The organism is Pseudarthrobacter defluvii (assembly GCF_030816725.1).
In the GTDB taxonomy this organism is placed as follows: Bacteria; Actinomycetota; Actinomycetes; order Actinomycetales; family Micrococcaceae; genus Arthrobacter; species Arthrobacter defluvii_A.
In genome coordinates, this window is the sequence record NZ_JAUSYG010000001.1 from 2453464 (window position 1) to 2469393 (window position 15930).

At 66.5% G+C, this 15930-nt stretch carries 11 protein-coding genes and 1 tRNA gene; 1 reads left to right on the forward strand and 11 read right to left on the reverse strand.

Features of this window, described 5'->3' with window-relative positions; all coding sequences use genetic code 11:
- Window positions 1-63 precede the first annotated feature (63 nt).
- Window positions 64-145, reverse strand: a tRNA-Leu gene (locus tag QF031_RS11575).
- Between the two features lie 203 nt (window positions 146-348).
- Here QF031_RS11575 and QF031_RS11580 point away from each other — a divergent pair.
- The gene (locus QF031_RS11580) at window positions 349-954 is read left to right on the forward strand and encodes an ANTAR domain-containing response regulator (protein WP_141940978.1); all 606 of its coding nucleotides are present in this window, start codon (window positions 349-351) and stop codon (window positions 952-954) included.
- A 129-nt stretch (window positions 955-1083) separates the two neighbouring features.
- Here QF031_RS11580 and pyk read toward each other — a convergent pair whose 3' ends face one another.
- From pyk to QF031_RS11630, 10 genes are all read right to left on the reverse strand, one after another.
- A complete protein-coding gene (gene pyk, locus QF031_RS11585) occupies window positions 1084-2589 on the reverse strand; it encodes a pyruvate kinase (protein WP_307427961.1) in 1506 nt (501 codons plus the stop codon).
- 64 nt (window positions 2590-2653) lie between these two features.
- A complete protein-coding gene (locus QF031_RS11590) occupies window positions 2654-4111 on the reverse strand; it encodes a glutamate synthase subunit beta (protein ID WP_307427965.1) in 1458 nt (485 codons plus the stop codon).
- Window positions 4104-8717: a glutamate synthase large subunit gene (gltB, locus tag QF031_RS11595; protein ID WP_307427968.1), complete on the reverse strand. Its 4614-nt coding sequence runs from the start codon at window positions 8715-8717 to the stop codon at window positions 4104-4106. Before gltB ends, QF031_RS11590 begins: the two co-directional genes overlap by 8 nt.
- Window positions 8718-8978: 261 nt before the next feature.
- Window positions 8979-10145, reverse strand: a complete 1167-nt coding sequence (gene lgt / locus QF031_RS11600) for a prolipoprotein diacylglyceryl transferase (RefSeq protein WP_307427970.1) — start codon at window positions 10143-10145, stop codon at window positions 8979-8981.
- A 3-nt stretch (window positions 10146-10148) separates the two neighbouring features.
- Window positions 10149-11000, reverse strand: a complete 852-nt coding sequence (gene trpA, locus QF031_RS11605; RefSeq protein WP_307433313.1) for a tryptophan synthase subunit alpha — start codon at window positions 10998-11000, stop codon at window positions 10149-10151.
- Window positions 11001-11011: 11 nt separating this feature from the next.
- Window positions 11012-12343, reverse strand: a complete 1332-nt coding sequence (gene trpB, locus QF031_RS11610) for a tryptophan synthase subunit beta (RefSeq protein ID WP_307427973.1) — start codon at window positions 12341-12343, stop codon at window positions 11012-11014.
- 106 nt (window positions 12344-12449) lie between these two features.
- Entirely contained in the window at window positions 12450-13271 is an 822-nt protein-coding gene (gene trpC, locus QF031_RS11615; RefSeq protein ID WP_307427976.1) for an indole-3-glycerol phosphate synthase TrpC, read from the reverse strand.
- Complete coding sequence (locus tag QF031_RS11620) at window positions 13271-13558, reverse strand: HGxxPAAW family protein (protein ID WP_056333411.1); 288 nt, start codon at window positions 13556-13558, stop codon at window positions 13271-13273. The genes trpC and QF031_RS11620 overlap by 1 nt, the downstream gene beginning before the upstream one ends.
- Window positions 13559-13662: 104 nt before the next feature.
- Window positions 13663-14343, reverse strand: a complete 681-nt coding sequence (locus QF031_RS11625; protein WP_307427978.1) for a Trp biosynthesis-associated membrane protein — start codon at window positions 14341-14343, stop codon at window positions 13663-13665.
- Window positions 14343-15905, reverse strand: a complete 1563-nt coding sequence (locus QF031_RS11630) for an anthranilate synthase component I (protein WP_307427980.1) — start codon at window positions 15903-15905, stop codon at window positions 14343-14345. Before QF031_RS11630 ends, QF031_RS11625 begins: the two co-directional genes overlap by 1 nt.
- Between the last annotated feature and the right edge of the window lie 25 nt (window positions 15906-15930).

Consider the following 15930-nt stretch of genomic DNA (forward strand, 5'->3'; position numbering starts at 1 on the left):
ACACTTTGGGCGTTTTTGTCAACACACAAAGTGGCAAGTGCCGTTTGACCTGCGGAAACACTGTGCCCGAGGTGGGACTCGAACCCACACACCTTTCGATACCGCATTTTGAGTGCGGCGCGTCTGCCAATTCCGCCACTCGGGCGCGGAATACGCGGAGTAAAACGCTACGCCCACAGCTGACTGTGAGCAACGCGATCGCTTCACGTACGCGGAATTACTCTACATGCAGATAGGCTGAATTCCAGAATCGCGCCGCCGTCGCCGCAAACGAACCCTGCAAGCCAAGTACAGCCGCGGTGGCACCTAAGATAGTGATGTCCCGCCGTACCTTTTCAAGGAGATCCCGTGACTGAACAGACGGAGTCCAAGCCCACATCCCAGCCGGCGCGCCGCGTCATTGTGGCAGAGGATGAAACCCTCATCCGCCTCGACATCATCGAGATCCTGCGCGGCGAAGGTTACGACGTTGTGGGCGAGGCGGACAACGGCGAGAAGGCCGTCCAGCTTGCCGAGGAACTGAAGCCGGACCTGGTCCTCATGGACGTCAAGATGCCCGTCATGGACGGCATCTCCGCGGCGGAGAAGATCGTCAAGGCCCGCATCGCGCCCGTGGTGCTGCTGACCGCCTTCAGCCAGAAGGAACTGGTGGAGCGCGCGCGCGACGCCGGTGCCATGGCCTACGTCGTCAAGCCCTTCACGCCCGCGGACCTCATTCCCGCTCTGGAGATCGCACTCTCCCGCCACGAGGAAATCAAGGCCTTGGAGGGCGAGGTTTCGGACCTGCAGGAGCAGTTCGCCACCCGCAAGCTCGTGGAGCGCGCCAAGAGCCTGCTCACCACCAAGATGGGCCTGACGGAACCGGAAGCCTTCCGCTGGATCCAGAAGACCTCCATGGACCGCCGCCTCAGCATGCGCGAAGTCGCCGAAACCATCATCAACCAGGTCAACTAGCGCGCCGGCCGGGCCCCGGAGAGAGTACGACGGCGGCCCGGCCGCCCAGCCAGCAACGGTCGCCAAAGCGACCAAGCCACAGCAAAAAGGACCCCCGCCGAAAGGCAGGGGTCCTTTTCTGTCTGAAGACTAGGCCTCGGCAGCCTGGTTCTTCTTCTTCTTTTCCGGCCAGGGGCCGAGCTTCTCGCGGTTGCTGGTGACTTCTCCCGCACGGGTGGAGTCGGCGAGGTCACCCACCTTGTGCACCTTCAGGGAGTTGGTGGAGCCGGCCTTTCCGGGAGGCGAACCCGCGGCGATAACCACCAGGTCACCATCCTGGACCAGGCCCATCTCCTCGAGGCTGCGGTCCACCTGCGCGGTCATGGCATCGGTGTGGTCCACCATCTGCACCAGCACGGGCTGGATGCCCCAGGTCAGTGCCATCTGATTCCACACCTGCTCCACGGGGGTGAAGGCGAAGACCGGTTTGATGGGGCGAAGGCGGGAAAGCCGGCGGGCGGAGTCACCGGACTGGGTGAACGCGCAGATGTACTTGGCGTCCAGCTGATCGGCAATCTCGACGGCGGCACGCGTGATGGCGCCGCCACGGGTCCTGGGCTTTGTGCCCAGCGGGGGGACGCGCTCCAGCCCGTGGACCTCGGTGGATTCGATGATCCGGGCCATGACCTTGACGGTCTCGACCGGGTACTTGCCCACGCTGGTCTCACCGGACAGCATGACGGCGTCCGCACCGTCGAGGACGGCGTTGGCGCAGTCTGAGGCCTCGGCCCGGGTGGGGCGCGGGTTGTCGATCATGGACTCGAGGACCTGGGTGGCCACGATGACCGGCTTGGCCCAGCGGCGTGCCAGTTCCACGGCGCGCTTCTGCACGATCGGCACTTCCTCCAGCGGCAGTTCCACGCCGAGGTCGCCACGGGCCACCATGATTGCGTCGAACGCGTCGATGATCTCCGGCAGCTGCTCCACGGCCTGCGGCTTTTCGATCTTGGCGATGACCGGCACGCGGCGGCCTTCCTCGTCCATGATCTCGTGCACGCGGGTGATGTCCGAAGCATCCCGCACGAAGGACAGCGCCACCATGTCCACACCGCGGCGCATCGCCCAGCGAAGGTCGTCCTCATCCTTTTCGCTCAGGGCGGGAACGTTGACGGCCACGCCGGGAAGGTTGATGCCCTTGTTGTTGGACACCATGCCGCCAACGGTCACCTCCGCGACCACCTTGACGTCGTCAACCTCGATGGCACGCAGCGCCACCTTGCCGTCGTCGATCAGGAGGGCATCGCCCACCTTGACGTCCTCGGTGAGGCTCTTCAGGGTCGTGGAGCAAATCTCCTGGGTGCCTGGAACGTCCTCGGTGGTGATGGTGAAGATGTCGCCCACGGCCAGGGCGTGCGGACCGTCAACGAAGCGGCCCAGCCGGATCTTGGGGCCCTGCAGGTCGGCCATGATGGCCACGGCCTTGCCAAGGTCGGACGCTGCCTTGCGGACGTTCTCGTAGGTGTTGTCATGCACGGAGTAGTCACCGTGGCTCATGTTCATGCGGGCTACGTCAACGCCGGCCTCCAGCACCGCGAGGGTGTTGTCGTAGCTGGCAATTGCCGGGCCGAACGTGGCAACAATTTTTGCGCGTCTCATATACCTACCCTATTGGTCTCTTGCATTGGTTAAGTTGTCGGCGAGGTGAACCCTCGATGCAGCCCTAGAGGACGGCGATGGCGCGGTCCGTCGGTGCGACGGGTGCGGGAAGGATGGTGCTTCCCATCAGGTACTTGTCCACGGCCGCAGCGGCGGCACGCCCCTCGGCAATGGCCCACACGATCAGGGACTGGCCGCGGCCGGCGTCGCCGGCCACGAACACGCCTTCGGTGTTGGTCATGTAGTAGCCGTCACGGGAAACGTTGCCGCGGCCGTCGAACTCTGCGTGCACCTGCTCGGTGATGCCGGCCGGTTCAGCACCGGTGAAGCCGAGGGACAGGAACACCAAGTCCGCGGGAATGATCCGCTCGGTGCCGGCCTTGGGGAGGCGCTTGCCGTCCACGAACTCAGTCTCGGCCACCTTCACGCCGGTGAGCTTGCCGTTTTCGCCTACGAACTCCACGGTGGAGGCGAGGTAGGTGCGTTCGCCGCCTTCCTCGTGCGCGCTGGCCATCTCGAACAGGGTGGGGAACGTGGGCCACGGCTGGTGGCCGGCACGCTCCGACGGCGGCTGCTTGCCAATGGCCAAGGTGGTGACGGAGGCAGCGCCGTGCCGGTGTGCCGTGCCCAGGCAGTCAGCACCGGTATCGCCGCCACCCAGGATCACCACGTGCTTGCCGTGGGCGTTGATCTGGTTCTCAATGGTCTCCCCTGCCACCGCACGGTTGGCGGGCACCAGGTAGTCCATGGCGAAGTGGACGCCGTCCAGGTCGCGACCCGGGATAGGCAAGTCGCGCGGGACGGTGGCCCCGGTGCACACTACGACGGCGTCGTAGCGCCTGCGCAGCTGCTCCCAGGTCACGTCGGTGCCTACCGAGACGCCGGTCCGGAAGCGGGTGCCCTCGGCCTTCATCTGCTCGACGCGGCGGTCCACCTGCTCCTTTTCCATCTTGAAGTCGGGGATGCCGTAGCGCAGCAGGCCGCCGATCTTGTCATCCCGCTCGTAGACGGCGACGGTGTGCCCCACGCGGGTGAGCTGCTGGGCGACGGCCAGGCCGGCGGGGCCGGAGCCGACCACCGCAACGGTCTTGCCGGTGAGGCGCGCGGGCGGCAGGGGGCTGACCCAGCCGTTGTCCCAGGCCTCGTCGATGATCGAAACTTCCACCTGCTTGATGGTGACGGCGGGCTGGTTGATGCCCAGCACGCAGGACGCCTCGCAGGGCGCCGGGCAGAGCCGGCCGGTGAACTCAGGGAAGTTGTTCGTGGCGTGCAGGCGCTCGATTGCTTCCTCGCCCTTGTCCCGCCACATCAGGTCGTTCCACTCGGGAATGAGGTTCCCCAGCGGGCAGCCCTGGTGGCAGAACGGGATGCCGCAGTCCATGCAGCGCCCGGCCTGGGCCTTCAGCGTGCCCTTCTCCTGGGCCTCGTAGACCTCTTTCCAGTCCATGATGCGGACCGGAACGGGACGGCGCGGCTGGGTTTCACGCTGGCGTACTTTCAGAAATCCGCGTGGATCAGCCACCGGTAACCTCCAGGATTCGAGACCATACTTCTTCGCCGTCGGGGTCAAGGCCCTCTTCGATGGCGTCGAGGCGGGTTTGCAGCACGGCCGCGTAATCGCGCGGCAGTACCTTGGTGATGCGGGCGGCGGTGTCGTCGAAGTTCTCGAGGAGGCGCGCCGCCAGCTGGGAGTCAGTTTCTTCCACGTGCTTGACCAGCAGGCCGTGGACAATGTCGCGGTCCTCGGCGTCCAGCTCGCGCAGCTGCAGCTCGCCGGACTCCAGCGCCTGCTTGTTGACGCGGGTGGTCCGCAGGTCCAGCACGTACGCGGTGCCGCCGGACATGCCGGCGCCGAAGTTTCGGCCGGTGCGGCCGATGATCAGCGTCTGGCCGCCGGTCATGTACTCGCAGCCGTGGTCGCCGATGCCTTCGACGACGGCCGTGGCACCGGAGTTGCGGACCAGGAAGCGTTCGCCAACCTGGCCGCGCAGGAACATCTCGCCGCTGGTGGCGCCGTAGCCGATCACGTTGCCGGCGATGACATTGGTTTCAGCCTTGAAGACGTTGGTACGGTCCGGGCGGACGACAATCCGGCCGCCGGACAGGCCCTTGCCTACGTAGTCGTTGGAGTCGCCGTACAGCCGCAGGGTGATGCCCGCGGGCAGGAAGGCGCCCAAAGACTGGCCGGCGGTGCCGTTCAGCGTGACGTCGATGGTGTCCGTGGCCAGGACGTCGGTACCAAAGGTCTTGGTGACGACATGGCCCAGCATGGTACCCACCGAACGGTCCGTGTTGATGACATCCACGGTGATCTTCACAGGGCTGCGGTCCGTCAGCGCTTCGGTGGCCATGGTAATCAGCCGCTGGTCGAAGTGCTTGTCCAGCTCGTGGTTCTGGCCGGTCATGTTGCGCAGCGGCGCGTCGTCGTCGAACTCCAGGCCGTGCAGGATCGGGTCCAGGTCCAAGCCGTCGGCCTTCCAGTGGTTGATCGCCTCGCGGGCGTCCAGCACCTCGGCGTGGCCGATCGCCTCCTCCAGGCTGCGGAAGCCAAGCTCGGCAAGGATCTCGCGGACTTCCTCGGCAAGGAACTCGAAGAAGTTGACCACGAACTCCGGCTTTCCGCTGAAGCGGGCACGCAGCTCGGGGTTCTGGGTGGCAACACCTACGGGGCAGGTGTCCAAGTGGCAGACGCGCATCATGATGCAGCCTTCCACCACCAGCGGAGCGGTGGCGAAGCCGAACTCCTCGCCGCCCAGCAGCGCCGCGATGACAACGTCGCGGCCGGTCTTGAGCTGGCCGTCCACCTGCACCACCACGCGGTCGCGCAGGCCGTTGAGCATCAGGGTCTGCTGGGTCTCGGCCAGGCCGAGCTCCCACGGAACACCGGCGTGCTTGAGCGAGTTCAGCGGCGAGGCGCCGGTTCCGCCGTCGTGTCCGGAAACAAGTACGACGTCGGCCTTCGCCTTGGTCACGCCGGACGCCACGGTGCCGATCCCGACTTCCGAGACAAGCTTCACGTGCACGCGGGCCGAGGGGTTGGCGCGCTTGGCATCGTAGATGAGCTGCGCGAGGTCCTCGATGGAGTAGATGTCGTGGTGGGGAGGCGGGGAGATGAGTCCGACGCCGGGGGTCGAGTGCCGAGTGCGGGCAACCCACGGATAGACCTTCTGCGCCATCAGCTGGCCGCCTTCGCCGGGCTTGGCACCCTGCGCCATCTTGATCTGGATGTCGTCGGCGTTGGTCAGGTAGAGGCTGGTCACGCCGAAGCGGCCGGACGCGATCTGCTTGACGGCAGAGCGGCGCTTCGGGTCCAGCAGGCGGTCCACATCCTCGCCGCCTTCACCGGTGTTGGACTTGCCGCCCAGCTGGTTCATGGCGATGGCCAGCGTCTCGTGGGCTTCCTGGGAGATGGAGCCGTAGCTCATCGCACCGGTGGAGAACCGCTTGACGATGCTGGAGACGGGCTCCACTTCCTCAAGGGGAACGGGGGGGCGCTCGTTCTTGAACTTGAGCAGGCCGCGGAGGGTCATCAGGTTGGTGGACTGGTCGTCCACTCCCCTGGTGTACGCCTTGAAAATGTCGTAGCGGCGCTCACGCGTGGCGTGCTGCAGCCGGAAGACGGTCTCCGGGTTGAAAAGGTGCGGCTCGCCGTCACGGCGCCACTGGTACTCGCCGCCGCCCAGGAGCGGACGGTGCGGCTGCTCGATACCGCCCTCCGGGTAGGCCATCTGGTGCCGGGCGGAAACCTCGGCAGCGATGACGTCCAGGCCCACGCCGCCCAGCTGGGAGTGCGTGCCGGCGAAGAATTCGTCCACCAGTTCCTGGCCCAGGCCCAGCGCCTCGAAGGTCTGGGCGCCGGTGTAGGAGGCCACGGTGGAGATGCCCATCTTGGACATGATCTTCAGGACGCCCTTGCCCAAGCCCTTGATCAGGTTGTAGACGCCGTCCTGCGGGGTGACGCCGGTGACGTCGCCCGCGGAGATGAGCTGTTCCACGGATTCCATGGCCAGGTACGGGTTGACGGCGGAGGCGCCGTAGCCGATCAGGACGGCAACGTGGTGCGTTTCGCGGACGTCGCCGGCCTCGACTACCAGGGCGGTCTTGGTGCGGTTGGCGCTGCGCAGCAGGTGGTGGTGCACGGCGCTGACCAGCAGCAGGGACGGGATGGGTGCCCACTGGGCGTTGGAGTCGCGGTCGGACAGCACGATGTACTGGACGCCGCGGTTAATGGCGCCGGAAACCTGCTCGCAGATTTCGGTGAGCCGGGCTCGGAGCGCGTTCTCGCCGCCTTCGGGGCGGTAGAGGCCGCGGACCTTCATGGACAAGCGGTCGCCGTCGGGGCTTTCGATGTTGGCGATCTTTGCCAGTTGGTCGTTGTTGATCACCGGGAAGGGCAGCTGGACCTGCGGCTGGCGGACCTGCTTGGTGTCCAGCAGGTTGCCGTTGGGTCCAATGGCACAGGTCAGCGAGGTGACCAGCTCTTCACGGATGGCGTCCAGCGGCGGGTTGGTGACCTGCGCGAAGGACTGCACGAAGTAGTCGAAGAGCAGGCGCGGGCGCTTGGAAAGCACGGCCACGGGAGTGTCCGATCCCATGGCACCCAGCGGCTCGGCACCGGTGCGGGCCATCGGGCCAAGCAGGATCTTCAGTTCCTCTGTGGTGTAGCCGAAGGTGCGCTGGCGAATGTTCACGGACGCGGCCGTGTGCACCACGTGCTCACGCTCGGGCAGATCGTTAAGGTCGATCAGGTTGTCCTTGACCCACTCGGCCCACGGGTTCGCGGCGGCGACCTCGGCCTTGACCTCTTCATCGTCGATGATCCGGCCGGCCTCGGTGTCCACCAGGAACATCTTGCCCGGGGACACGCGGCCCTTCTTGACCACCTTGGAGGGCTCGACGTCGATCACGCCCACCTCGGAAGCAAAGACGATAAGGCCGTCCTCGGTGATCCAGAAGCGGCCGGGACGCAGCCCGTTGCGGTCCAGGGTGGCGCCCACCAGGTTGCCGTCGGTAAAGGAGACGGCGGCGGGGCCGTCCCAGGGTTCCATCAGCAGCGAGTGGTACTCGTAGAAGGCGCGGCGGGCCGGATCCATGGTGGCGTGGTTTTCCCAGGCCTCCGGGATCATCATCATGATCGAGTGCGTGATGGGACGGCCGGACAGCCAGAGCAGTTCCGCTACCTCGTCGAAGGACGCGGAGTCGGAGGCGCCGGGGGTGCAGATGGGGTACAGCTCTTCCGGCGAGTTGCCCAGCAGCGGGTTGGCAAGCTGGGACTGGCGTGCGCGCATCCAGTTCCGGTTGCCTTTGACGGTGTTGATTTCACCGTTATGGGCGATGGTCCGGAACGGCTGTGCGAGCGGCCAGGACGGGAAGGTGTTGGTGGAGAAGCGGGAGTGGACGATCGCGAGCTTGGTCTTGAAGCGCTTGTCCGAAAGGTCCGGGTAGAACGGCTCCAGCTGGGCGGTGGTGAGCATGCCCTTGTAGACGATGGTGCGGGAGGACAGCGACGGGAAGTACACGCCGAACTTGTTCTGCGCGCGCTTGCGGATCCGCCAGGCGCGGGAGTCCAGCTCGTTGCGGTCCAGTTCCTCGCCACTGGCAGACGCCAGGAAGGGCTGGGAAAAGTAGGGCATGCAGGCACGGGCCATGGCACCCACCAGGTCGGCGACCACCGGCACTTCCCGCCAGCCGAGGACCTTGAGGCCCTCGTCGGCGGCCAGGCCCTCGATGCCTGCCTTGGCGGCGTCGGCCTCCCGCTGCTCGGCAGGAAGGAATGCCGTGCCCGCAACGTACTGGCCGGGAGCGGGCAGCTCGAACTCGGTAACGGCCCGGAAGAACTCGTCCGGGATCTGCATGAGCAGGCCCGCGCCGTCGCCGGTTCCCTCGTCGGCGCCTACGGCGCCCCGGTGCTCGAGGTTGCGCAGCGCGGTCAGGGCGGCATCGACGATGTCGTACCCGGGTTCGCCGCGCAGGGTCGCAATAATAGCGAGCCCGCAGGCGTCCTTCTCCTGTTCCGGGTTGTACAGCCCGGCGGCCTCCGGCATGGCTGCGAAGCGCTTGAACGGCGACAGGGCAGTCTCAGGCTGATCCGGTTCGGACCAGCTGGGAGTGTTAAGAGTTTGGGTCATGGGAGACGTCCTTCCTCCTGATCGTGCGTATGGAAGGGACACCGTTGGCCCCACTCGTCGGCGCCGCTGCAAAGGGCACAACAAAGTGTTGATTACTGGAAATTGTAGGTCAGCACGGCCTGCTGAACTAACGGTTACGCAGGCCCCTGCCCGAGGCAATACCGGCCAGCATCTCTGTACTGTCCGGACTCGCCCCATTCCACGACATTGTGGTTTCGGGCTCTTCGAGCGGTGGCTCTACTGCCCTGCCTGGCCGGCGTCCTACTTTCCGGTGCCGGCCTCCGACGCGGGTCCCGTGGCTGTGCTGCCGGAGTGTCCGGCAGCCGTCGCATCCGTTCCGGGCTTTGAGCCGGCCGGTGCCGCCGCGGCTTCTTCCGTGGGGTCGGAAGCATGCCTGGAACCGCTGTGGTTATCAGGGAGATTACCACGCGAATCACTATCTGAGACACCGTCGTCCGTATCACGGACTTCGTGACCGGTCCCGGAATCCCCTGCCCCTTCCACGCCCTTTGCCGGTGCGTGGCCCGGCAGGTACACCGTGTCGGGATCCGGGCGGCCCTTGAGGCCCAGGAGGATGAAGGCAACCAGGGCAGCGAGGAAGACGAAGATGCTGGTCCAGACGTTGAGCCTGGTGGTGATGCCGAAGATGCTGATCTGTTCAGCGTCGTCGATGCGCATCGCCTCGATCCAGACACGGCCCAGGGTGTAATACATGGCGTACAGCCAGAAGAGCCGGCTCCGACGGAAGTGGAAGCGCCGGTCCAGGGCGAGCAGGATCAGGACGCCTGCCAGGTTCCACAGGGACTCGTAGAGGAAGGTGGGGTGGAACAGTGTCTCCGCGGGCATACCGGCGGGGAAGTTGGGGTTGTCCGCATCGATCTGCAGGCCCCACGGCAAAGTGGTGGGACCGCCGAAAAGTTCCTGGTTGAAGTAGTTGCCCCAGCGTCCGATCGCCTGGGCCAGGAGAAGGCCGGGCGCCGCGGCGTCAACGAAGGCACTCAGTTTGACGCCGCTGCGGCGGCATCCGATCCAGGCACCGATGGCACCAAGGACGACGGCGCCCCAGATTCCCAGCCCCCCTCGCTGGATCTGGGGGATCAGTGAGAGGTCCCCGGTTCCGTCAAAGCCGGGACCGAAGTAGGCATCCGGCGACGAGACCACGTGGTACAGGCGGCCGCCGATGATGCCGAAGGGGATGGCCCAGATAACAATGTCCCAGACGCTGCCTTCAGGGGCGCCGCGCTTGGCCCACCGGACGGACGTCAGCCACAGGCCGACGATGATTCCGGCCAGGATGCACAGCGCGTATGCGTGGATCCTCAGGCTGCCCCACGGCAGGGGGATATCGAAGCCGGACCAATCCGGGCTGGGGATGCTCGCGGGCGCCATGGCGGGCGCGTGGGCGGCTGCCTGAAGGAGTGCCTGCATGGCCTAGGCCCCGGTTTCCGGCGCCACGCCGTTACCGCGCGCCAGGCCGGTGCTGAGGTCCTTGGTGAGGGCGGCGACTGCGTCCACGCCGCCGTCGCCAAGTGTCTTCACCAAAGCGGTGCCCACGATGACGCCTTCGGCATAGGCGGCAATTTCGCGCACCTGGTCCGCGTTGGACACGCCCAGGCCCACGCAGACACGATCCGCGCCGGCACCATGTGCGGCGGAGACGACGTCCTTGGCGGCACTGCTCACCGAAGTGCGGGCGCCGGTGACGCCCATGATGGAGACGGCGTAGACGAAGCCGCGGCTCGCGTCGACCGTTCGCTGCATGCGCTCCGGGGTGGAGGACGGTGCCACGAGGAATACGCGGTCCAGGCCGTACTTGTCCGAGGCTTCCATCCATTCGCCGGCCTCGTCGGGGATGAGGTCCGGGGTGATGAGCCCGGCTCCCCCGGCCTCGGCCAGCCTGCGGGAAAACTCGTCGACGCCCATGCGGGCCACGGGGTTCCAGTAGGTCATGACCAGGACGGCCGCGTCGGTCTGGCTGGTGATGCCGGCAACCACGTCGAATACCTGGCTGACATGGAAGCCTTTTGCCAGCGCCTCGGTGGTGGCGGCCTGGATGACCTGGCCGTCCATCACGGGATCAGAGTACGGGATGCCGATTTCGATCAGGTCGGCGCCGTTCCGGGCCGCGGCGATGCCGGCGGCGATGGATTCCTGAACGCTGGGGTACCCGGCAGGGAGGTAGGCGATAAGGGCGGCGCGGCCCTGGGCCCGTGCCCTGTCGATTGCCGCCGCGGCCTTGCTGGTGGTCGCTGCCGTGCCCTTGGTATCTGCCTGGTTGGCCATGTCTGCGCCGCTCACAGCTGCTCCCCCTCTTTGCCGATTTCGGATTCGGCGGAATTCTTGTCCAACAGGTCAAACCATTCGGCGGCGGTGGCCACGTCCTTGTCGCCGCGTCCGGAAAGGTTGACGATGACGATCTTGTCGGCGGCTGTTCCTGTTCCTGCGGACGCAACTTCGGCGGCGAGCCGCTGGCCCACCTTGATGGCTCCTGCCAGCGCGTGCGAGGACTCGATGGCAGGGATGATGCCCTCGGTCCGGCACAGGAGGCGGAAGCTCTCCATGGCTTCGCTGTCGGTGATGGGCTCGTAGCTGACCCGGCCGATGTCGGCCAGGTACGAATGCTCGGGGCCAACCCCGGGGTAGTCCAGCCCGGCGGAAATCGAGTGCGACTCGATGGTCTGCCCGTCGTCGTCCTGCATGAGGTAGGAACGCGCGCCGTGCAGCACGCCGGGCTTGCCCAGAGTGATGGTGGCCGCGTGCCGGCCGGTCTCCACGCCTTCGCCGCCGGCTTCGAATCCGTAGATCTTCACGCTGGGATCATCCAGGAAGCCGTGGAAGATGCCGATGGCGTTGGAGCCGCCGCCGATGCAGGCGCACACGGCATCCGGGAGCCGTCCTTCCTGCTCAAGGATCTGGGCGCGGGCTTCCTCGCCGATCACCTCATGGAAGTACCGGACCATAGCCGGAAACGGGTGCGCGCCTGCGGCGGTTCCCAGCAGGTAGTGCGTGTTGGAAACGTTGGCCACCCAGTCGCGGAGGGCGTCGTTGATGGCGTCCTTGAGGGTCTGGGAGCCGCTGGTGACGGGGATGACCTTGGCGCCAAGCAGCTCCATGCGGGCAACGTTCAGCGCCTGGCGGCGGCAGTCCTCGGCGCCCATGTACACCACGCATTCCAGCCCCATGAGGGCCGCTGCGGTGGCGCTGGCCACGCCATGCTGGCCGGCGCCGGTTTCCGCGATGATGCGGGTCTTGCCCATGCGCTTGGCCAACAGTGCCTGGCCAAGGACGTTGTTGATCTTGTGCGACCCGGTGTGGTTAAGGTCCTCCCGCTTGAGGAACACCCGCACTCCCCCGGCATGCTGGGAAAAGCGCTTGGCTTCCGTCAGCAGGGACGGCCGGCCCGAGTAGTTCTTGTTCAGGTCCGCGATTTGGGCCCGGAACTCGGGATCGTCCTTGGCCTTGTTGAACGTCTCTTCGAGTTCGTCCAGTGCTGCGATGAGGGACTCTGGCATCCATCGACCGCCGTAGTTGCCGAAGTACGGCCCCGGCGCATGGCGGAGGGATCCGCCCTGCAGGAATGCTTCCGCGGTGGTGTTGTCAGCGTTTCCTGAGGGTGCTTGAGCCATCAGTCCTGTCCTGTTCGAAGTTGGCGGTCAGAGTGTTGTAGCCCGGCACGGGGCCGGGAATGCTGAGGTCCTGCGGGGCCGGCGGCCGGCCCGTCAGGAGGTTGCCTCAAGCGCGGGCAGCTATGGCGGCGGCACCCGCGGCAGTGAATTCAGCGATCCGTTCCTGCGGCGTGGCGTGGCTCACCAGGGCCTCGCCCACCAGTATGGCGTTGGCGCCGCTGGCGGCGTAATGCGTGACGTCCCCGGCGTCGCGGACGCCTGATTCGGCAACCACGACGGCCTCAGCCGGAATCATCCCTGCCAGTGAGGCGAAAACCGAGCGGTCGACGTCGAGCGTTTTCAGATTGCGCACATTCACGCCGATAATCCGCGCGTCCGCGGCGACGGCACGCTGGATCTCTTCTTCCGTGTGCGTCTCCACCAGCACGTTCATGCCGAGCTCCCGGCTCAGGGCGCTGAAGTCGGTGAGCTGGGCGTCAGAAAGCGCGGCCACGATGAGCAGGATGAGGTCGGCGCCGTGGGCACGGGCTTCCCAGATTTGGTACTCGTCGAGCGTGAAGTCCTTGCGGAGCAAGGGGATGTCGACGGCGGCGCGCACGGCGTCAAGGTCGGCCAGGGAGCCGTTGAAGCGGCGCTGCTCGGTGAGGACGCTGATAACGGACGCACCGCCGTCGGCGTACTGCCTGGCAAGCGACGCCGGGTCCCCGATGCTGGCGAGATCGCCCTTGGACGGGCTGCGGCGCTTGATTTCGGCGATGACTTTCAGCTGTTCCCGGGTTGGGGAGGTCCCACCGAGGGCTGCCCAGGCATCGCGGGCAGGCGCCGCGGCCTGGGCCAGGTCCTCCAGCTCAGCCAGCGAAACGAGCCGCTTCCTGGCTTCCATATCCTCCCTGACACCGGCGTTGATGTCATCGAGAACAGTCGCCATCAGTGGCCGGAGTTCTTCAGCTTGCTGCCCTCGACGCCGTAGCCTGCCTTGCGCATGACGTAACCGAGGATCAGGCCGATGACCATGACCACGGCGCCGCCGATGAAGATGGGGGTGCTGGCGATGACGAAGGCGATGGCTGCGATGAGCGCACCGACGAGCATGACGATGACGCAGGTCCATGCGGCCGGGCTGTTGCCGTGGCCCAGTTCCTGGCTGTGGTCAATGGCGCCGGGGGCAACCGTGCGGGTGCCTGACTTGGAAACGGACGCAGGTGCTTTGCTCATGGAAATCTCCTCAGGATGGATACTGCTTACATTCTGCCATTTTTTGGGTGCAGCCCGCGTACCGCCGGGCTTGCACGCCGGCTCCGGCCGCTGCGGCCCTGGCCCTAGGTGGGGTCCTCGCCGCGGGAAAGCCGGTCCCAGCTGTCGATCTCGTCAACGGGGCCGACCGCTGCAGGGCTTCCGGCGGCGCCGGGTGCGTCGTACTTGGTGCGCGCCTTCCAGTAACGGGAGGCCGGCAGGATCAGCAGGGCCGCCAGGGCCAGCAGGCAACCGGCGACGACGGCGAGTACGGGGAAGGCGGTGAGCTCAACGTGCGCCTGGCTGCCGGAGACACCGGTGGCACCGGCGATGGTTCCCTGCGCCGCGGCGAGCGGGTCAGCCAGGACGGTGGCGGCTGCGGCCACCACGCCGGCTGAGGCAAGGACAATGATGGCGGTGATGACCCAGCGGGCGATCCTGCCCGCGATGGCCGCTGCCAGCCCGCCGGCCAGGGCCACCAGGGCCAGGGCCGTGACAGTGGTGGCGGCCTTGCTGCCCTGCACCTGGATGGCGTTTTGGGTTGCTGCCGCCTGGCCCACCTGGTTGGGGTCCAGGGTGGCGGTCATCCAGGTCTGGGTGGTGCTGCCGAAGGCGGCCAGGGCCAGGAGGGTGACCAGCAGCACCAGGGTGGACTTGCGCGCCCACACGGGCACGGCCCGGGACGTTGCTGACCCGCCCGCGTTACCTGCATCCCCTGGCTTCCCCGGCTGATGCTGGTTGCCGGCTGCGGCTCCGGAATCCGGCATCAGGAATCCGTCCCGCCGGGGAGGGACTCCGCTGAGATGTTGTGGAGGGATCCTGCGGTGTGGACCGCGCGAAGCGGGGCGGCGGCCTTGTTGACGGTTTCCAGGGCCTCGGTGGGGTTCACGGAATCGGCCACGATCCCGCCGCCGGCCTGGACGTACGCGCGTCCTTCCCGGATCAGGGCGGACCGGATGGCGATGGCCATGTCCATGTCACCGGCAAAGTCGAGGTAGCCCACCACGCCGCCGTAGATGCCGCGGCGGTGCGGTTCCAGCTCGTCCAGGAGCCGCAGGGCGCGAGGCTTGGGGGCACCGGAAAGGGTGCCCGCCGGGAAGGTGGCCTTCAGGACGTCATAGGCCTTGGCCTGCGGGGCCAGCCGGCCCACCACGGTGGACACCAGGTGCATGATGTGGCTGAAGCGCTCCACCTCCATGAACTGGGTGACGTCCACGGTGCCGGCCACGCAGACCTTGGAGAGGTCGTTGCGGGACAGGTCAACCAGCATCAGGTGCTCGGCGCGTTCCTTTTGGTCGGCAAGGAGTTCCTCGGCGAGGGCCTTGTCCGCCTCCACGGTCTTTCCACGCGGGCGGGACCCTGCGATGGGGTGGGTGATGACTTCCTCGCCCGTGACCGTCACCAGGGCTTCCGGCGAAGACCCGACGATGGAGTACTCACGGCCCTCAGCGTCTTCGAGGCTGAAGATGTACATGTAGGGGCTGGGATTGGTGTTGCGCAGTACGCGGTAGACGTCCAGCGCGGACGCATCGCACTCCATCTCGAAGCGGCGCGAGATCACCACTTGGAAGACCTCGCCGTCCACAATGGCTTCCTTGCCGCGGTCCAGCGCTGCAAGGTATTCGGCTTCATCCCAGCGTTCCTGGACGCTGGACGCGAAGTCCAGGGCGGCCGGCGCCAGCACGGAGACCGGCTGCACCACGGGGGCGCTGACCTTTGCCAGGAGTTCCTTGACCCGGGCCACGGCGTCGTGCCATGCCTCATCGACGCGCTCGGAGCTGTTGTCGAAGTTGATGGCGTTGGCGATCAGCAGGACCGTGCCGTCCACATTGTCGTGCACGGCCATGTCGGTGACCAGGTTCAGGGCCATTTCCGGCAGCTGCAGGTCGTCCTCGGGCGGGCTGACCAGGCGTTCCCAGTGCCGGACGGTTTCCCAGCCCAGGAAACCCACCAAACCGGAAGTGAAGGGCGGCAGTCCTTCGAAGCGGTCGGTTCGGAGGGCGTCGACGGTGTCGCGGATGGCGTCCACCGGGCTGCCGCTGACCGGCACGCCTGCAGGCGGTTCTCCCAGCCAGTGGGCCTGGCCGTCTTTGGTGGTCAGCGTGGCACGCGATTTGGCGCCGATGAAGGAGTAGCGGGACCACGCTCCGCCCACCGCTGCCGATTCCATGAGGAACGTGCCGGGCTGGCCCTGCGCCAGCTTCCGGTACAGGCCGATGGGGGTCTCGGCGTCGGCCAGTACCTTGAGCCTGACGGGAATGACGCGGCTGTGGCCGGCGAGTTCCCGGAACTCCTCAAGGCTTGGGCTGATGGTTCCAAGGTCCTGCATGGCTATGCTTGTCCGCCTCTTCTTC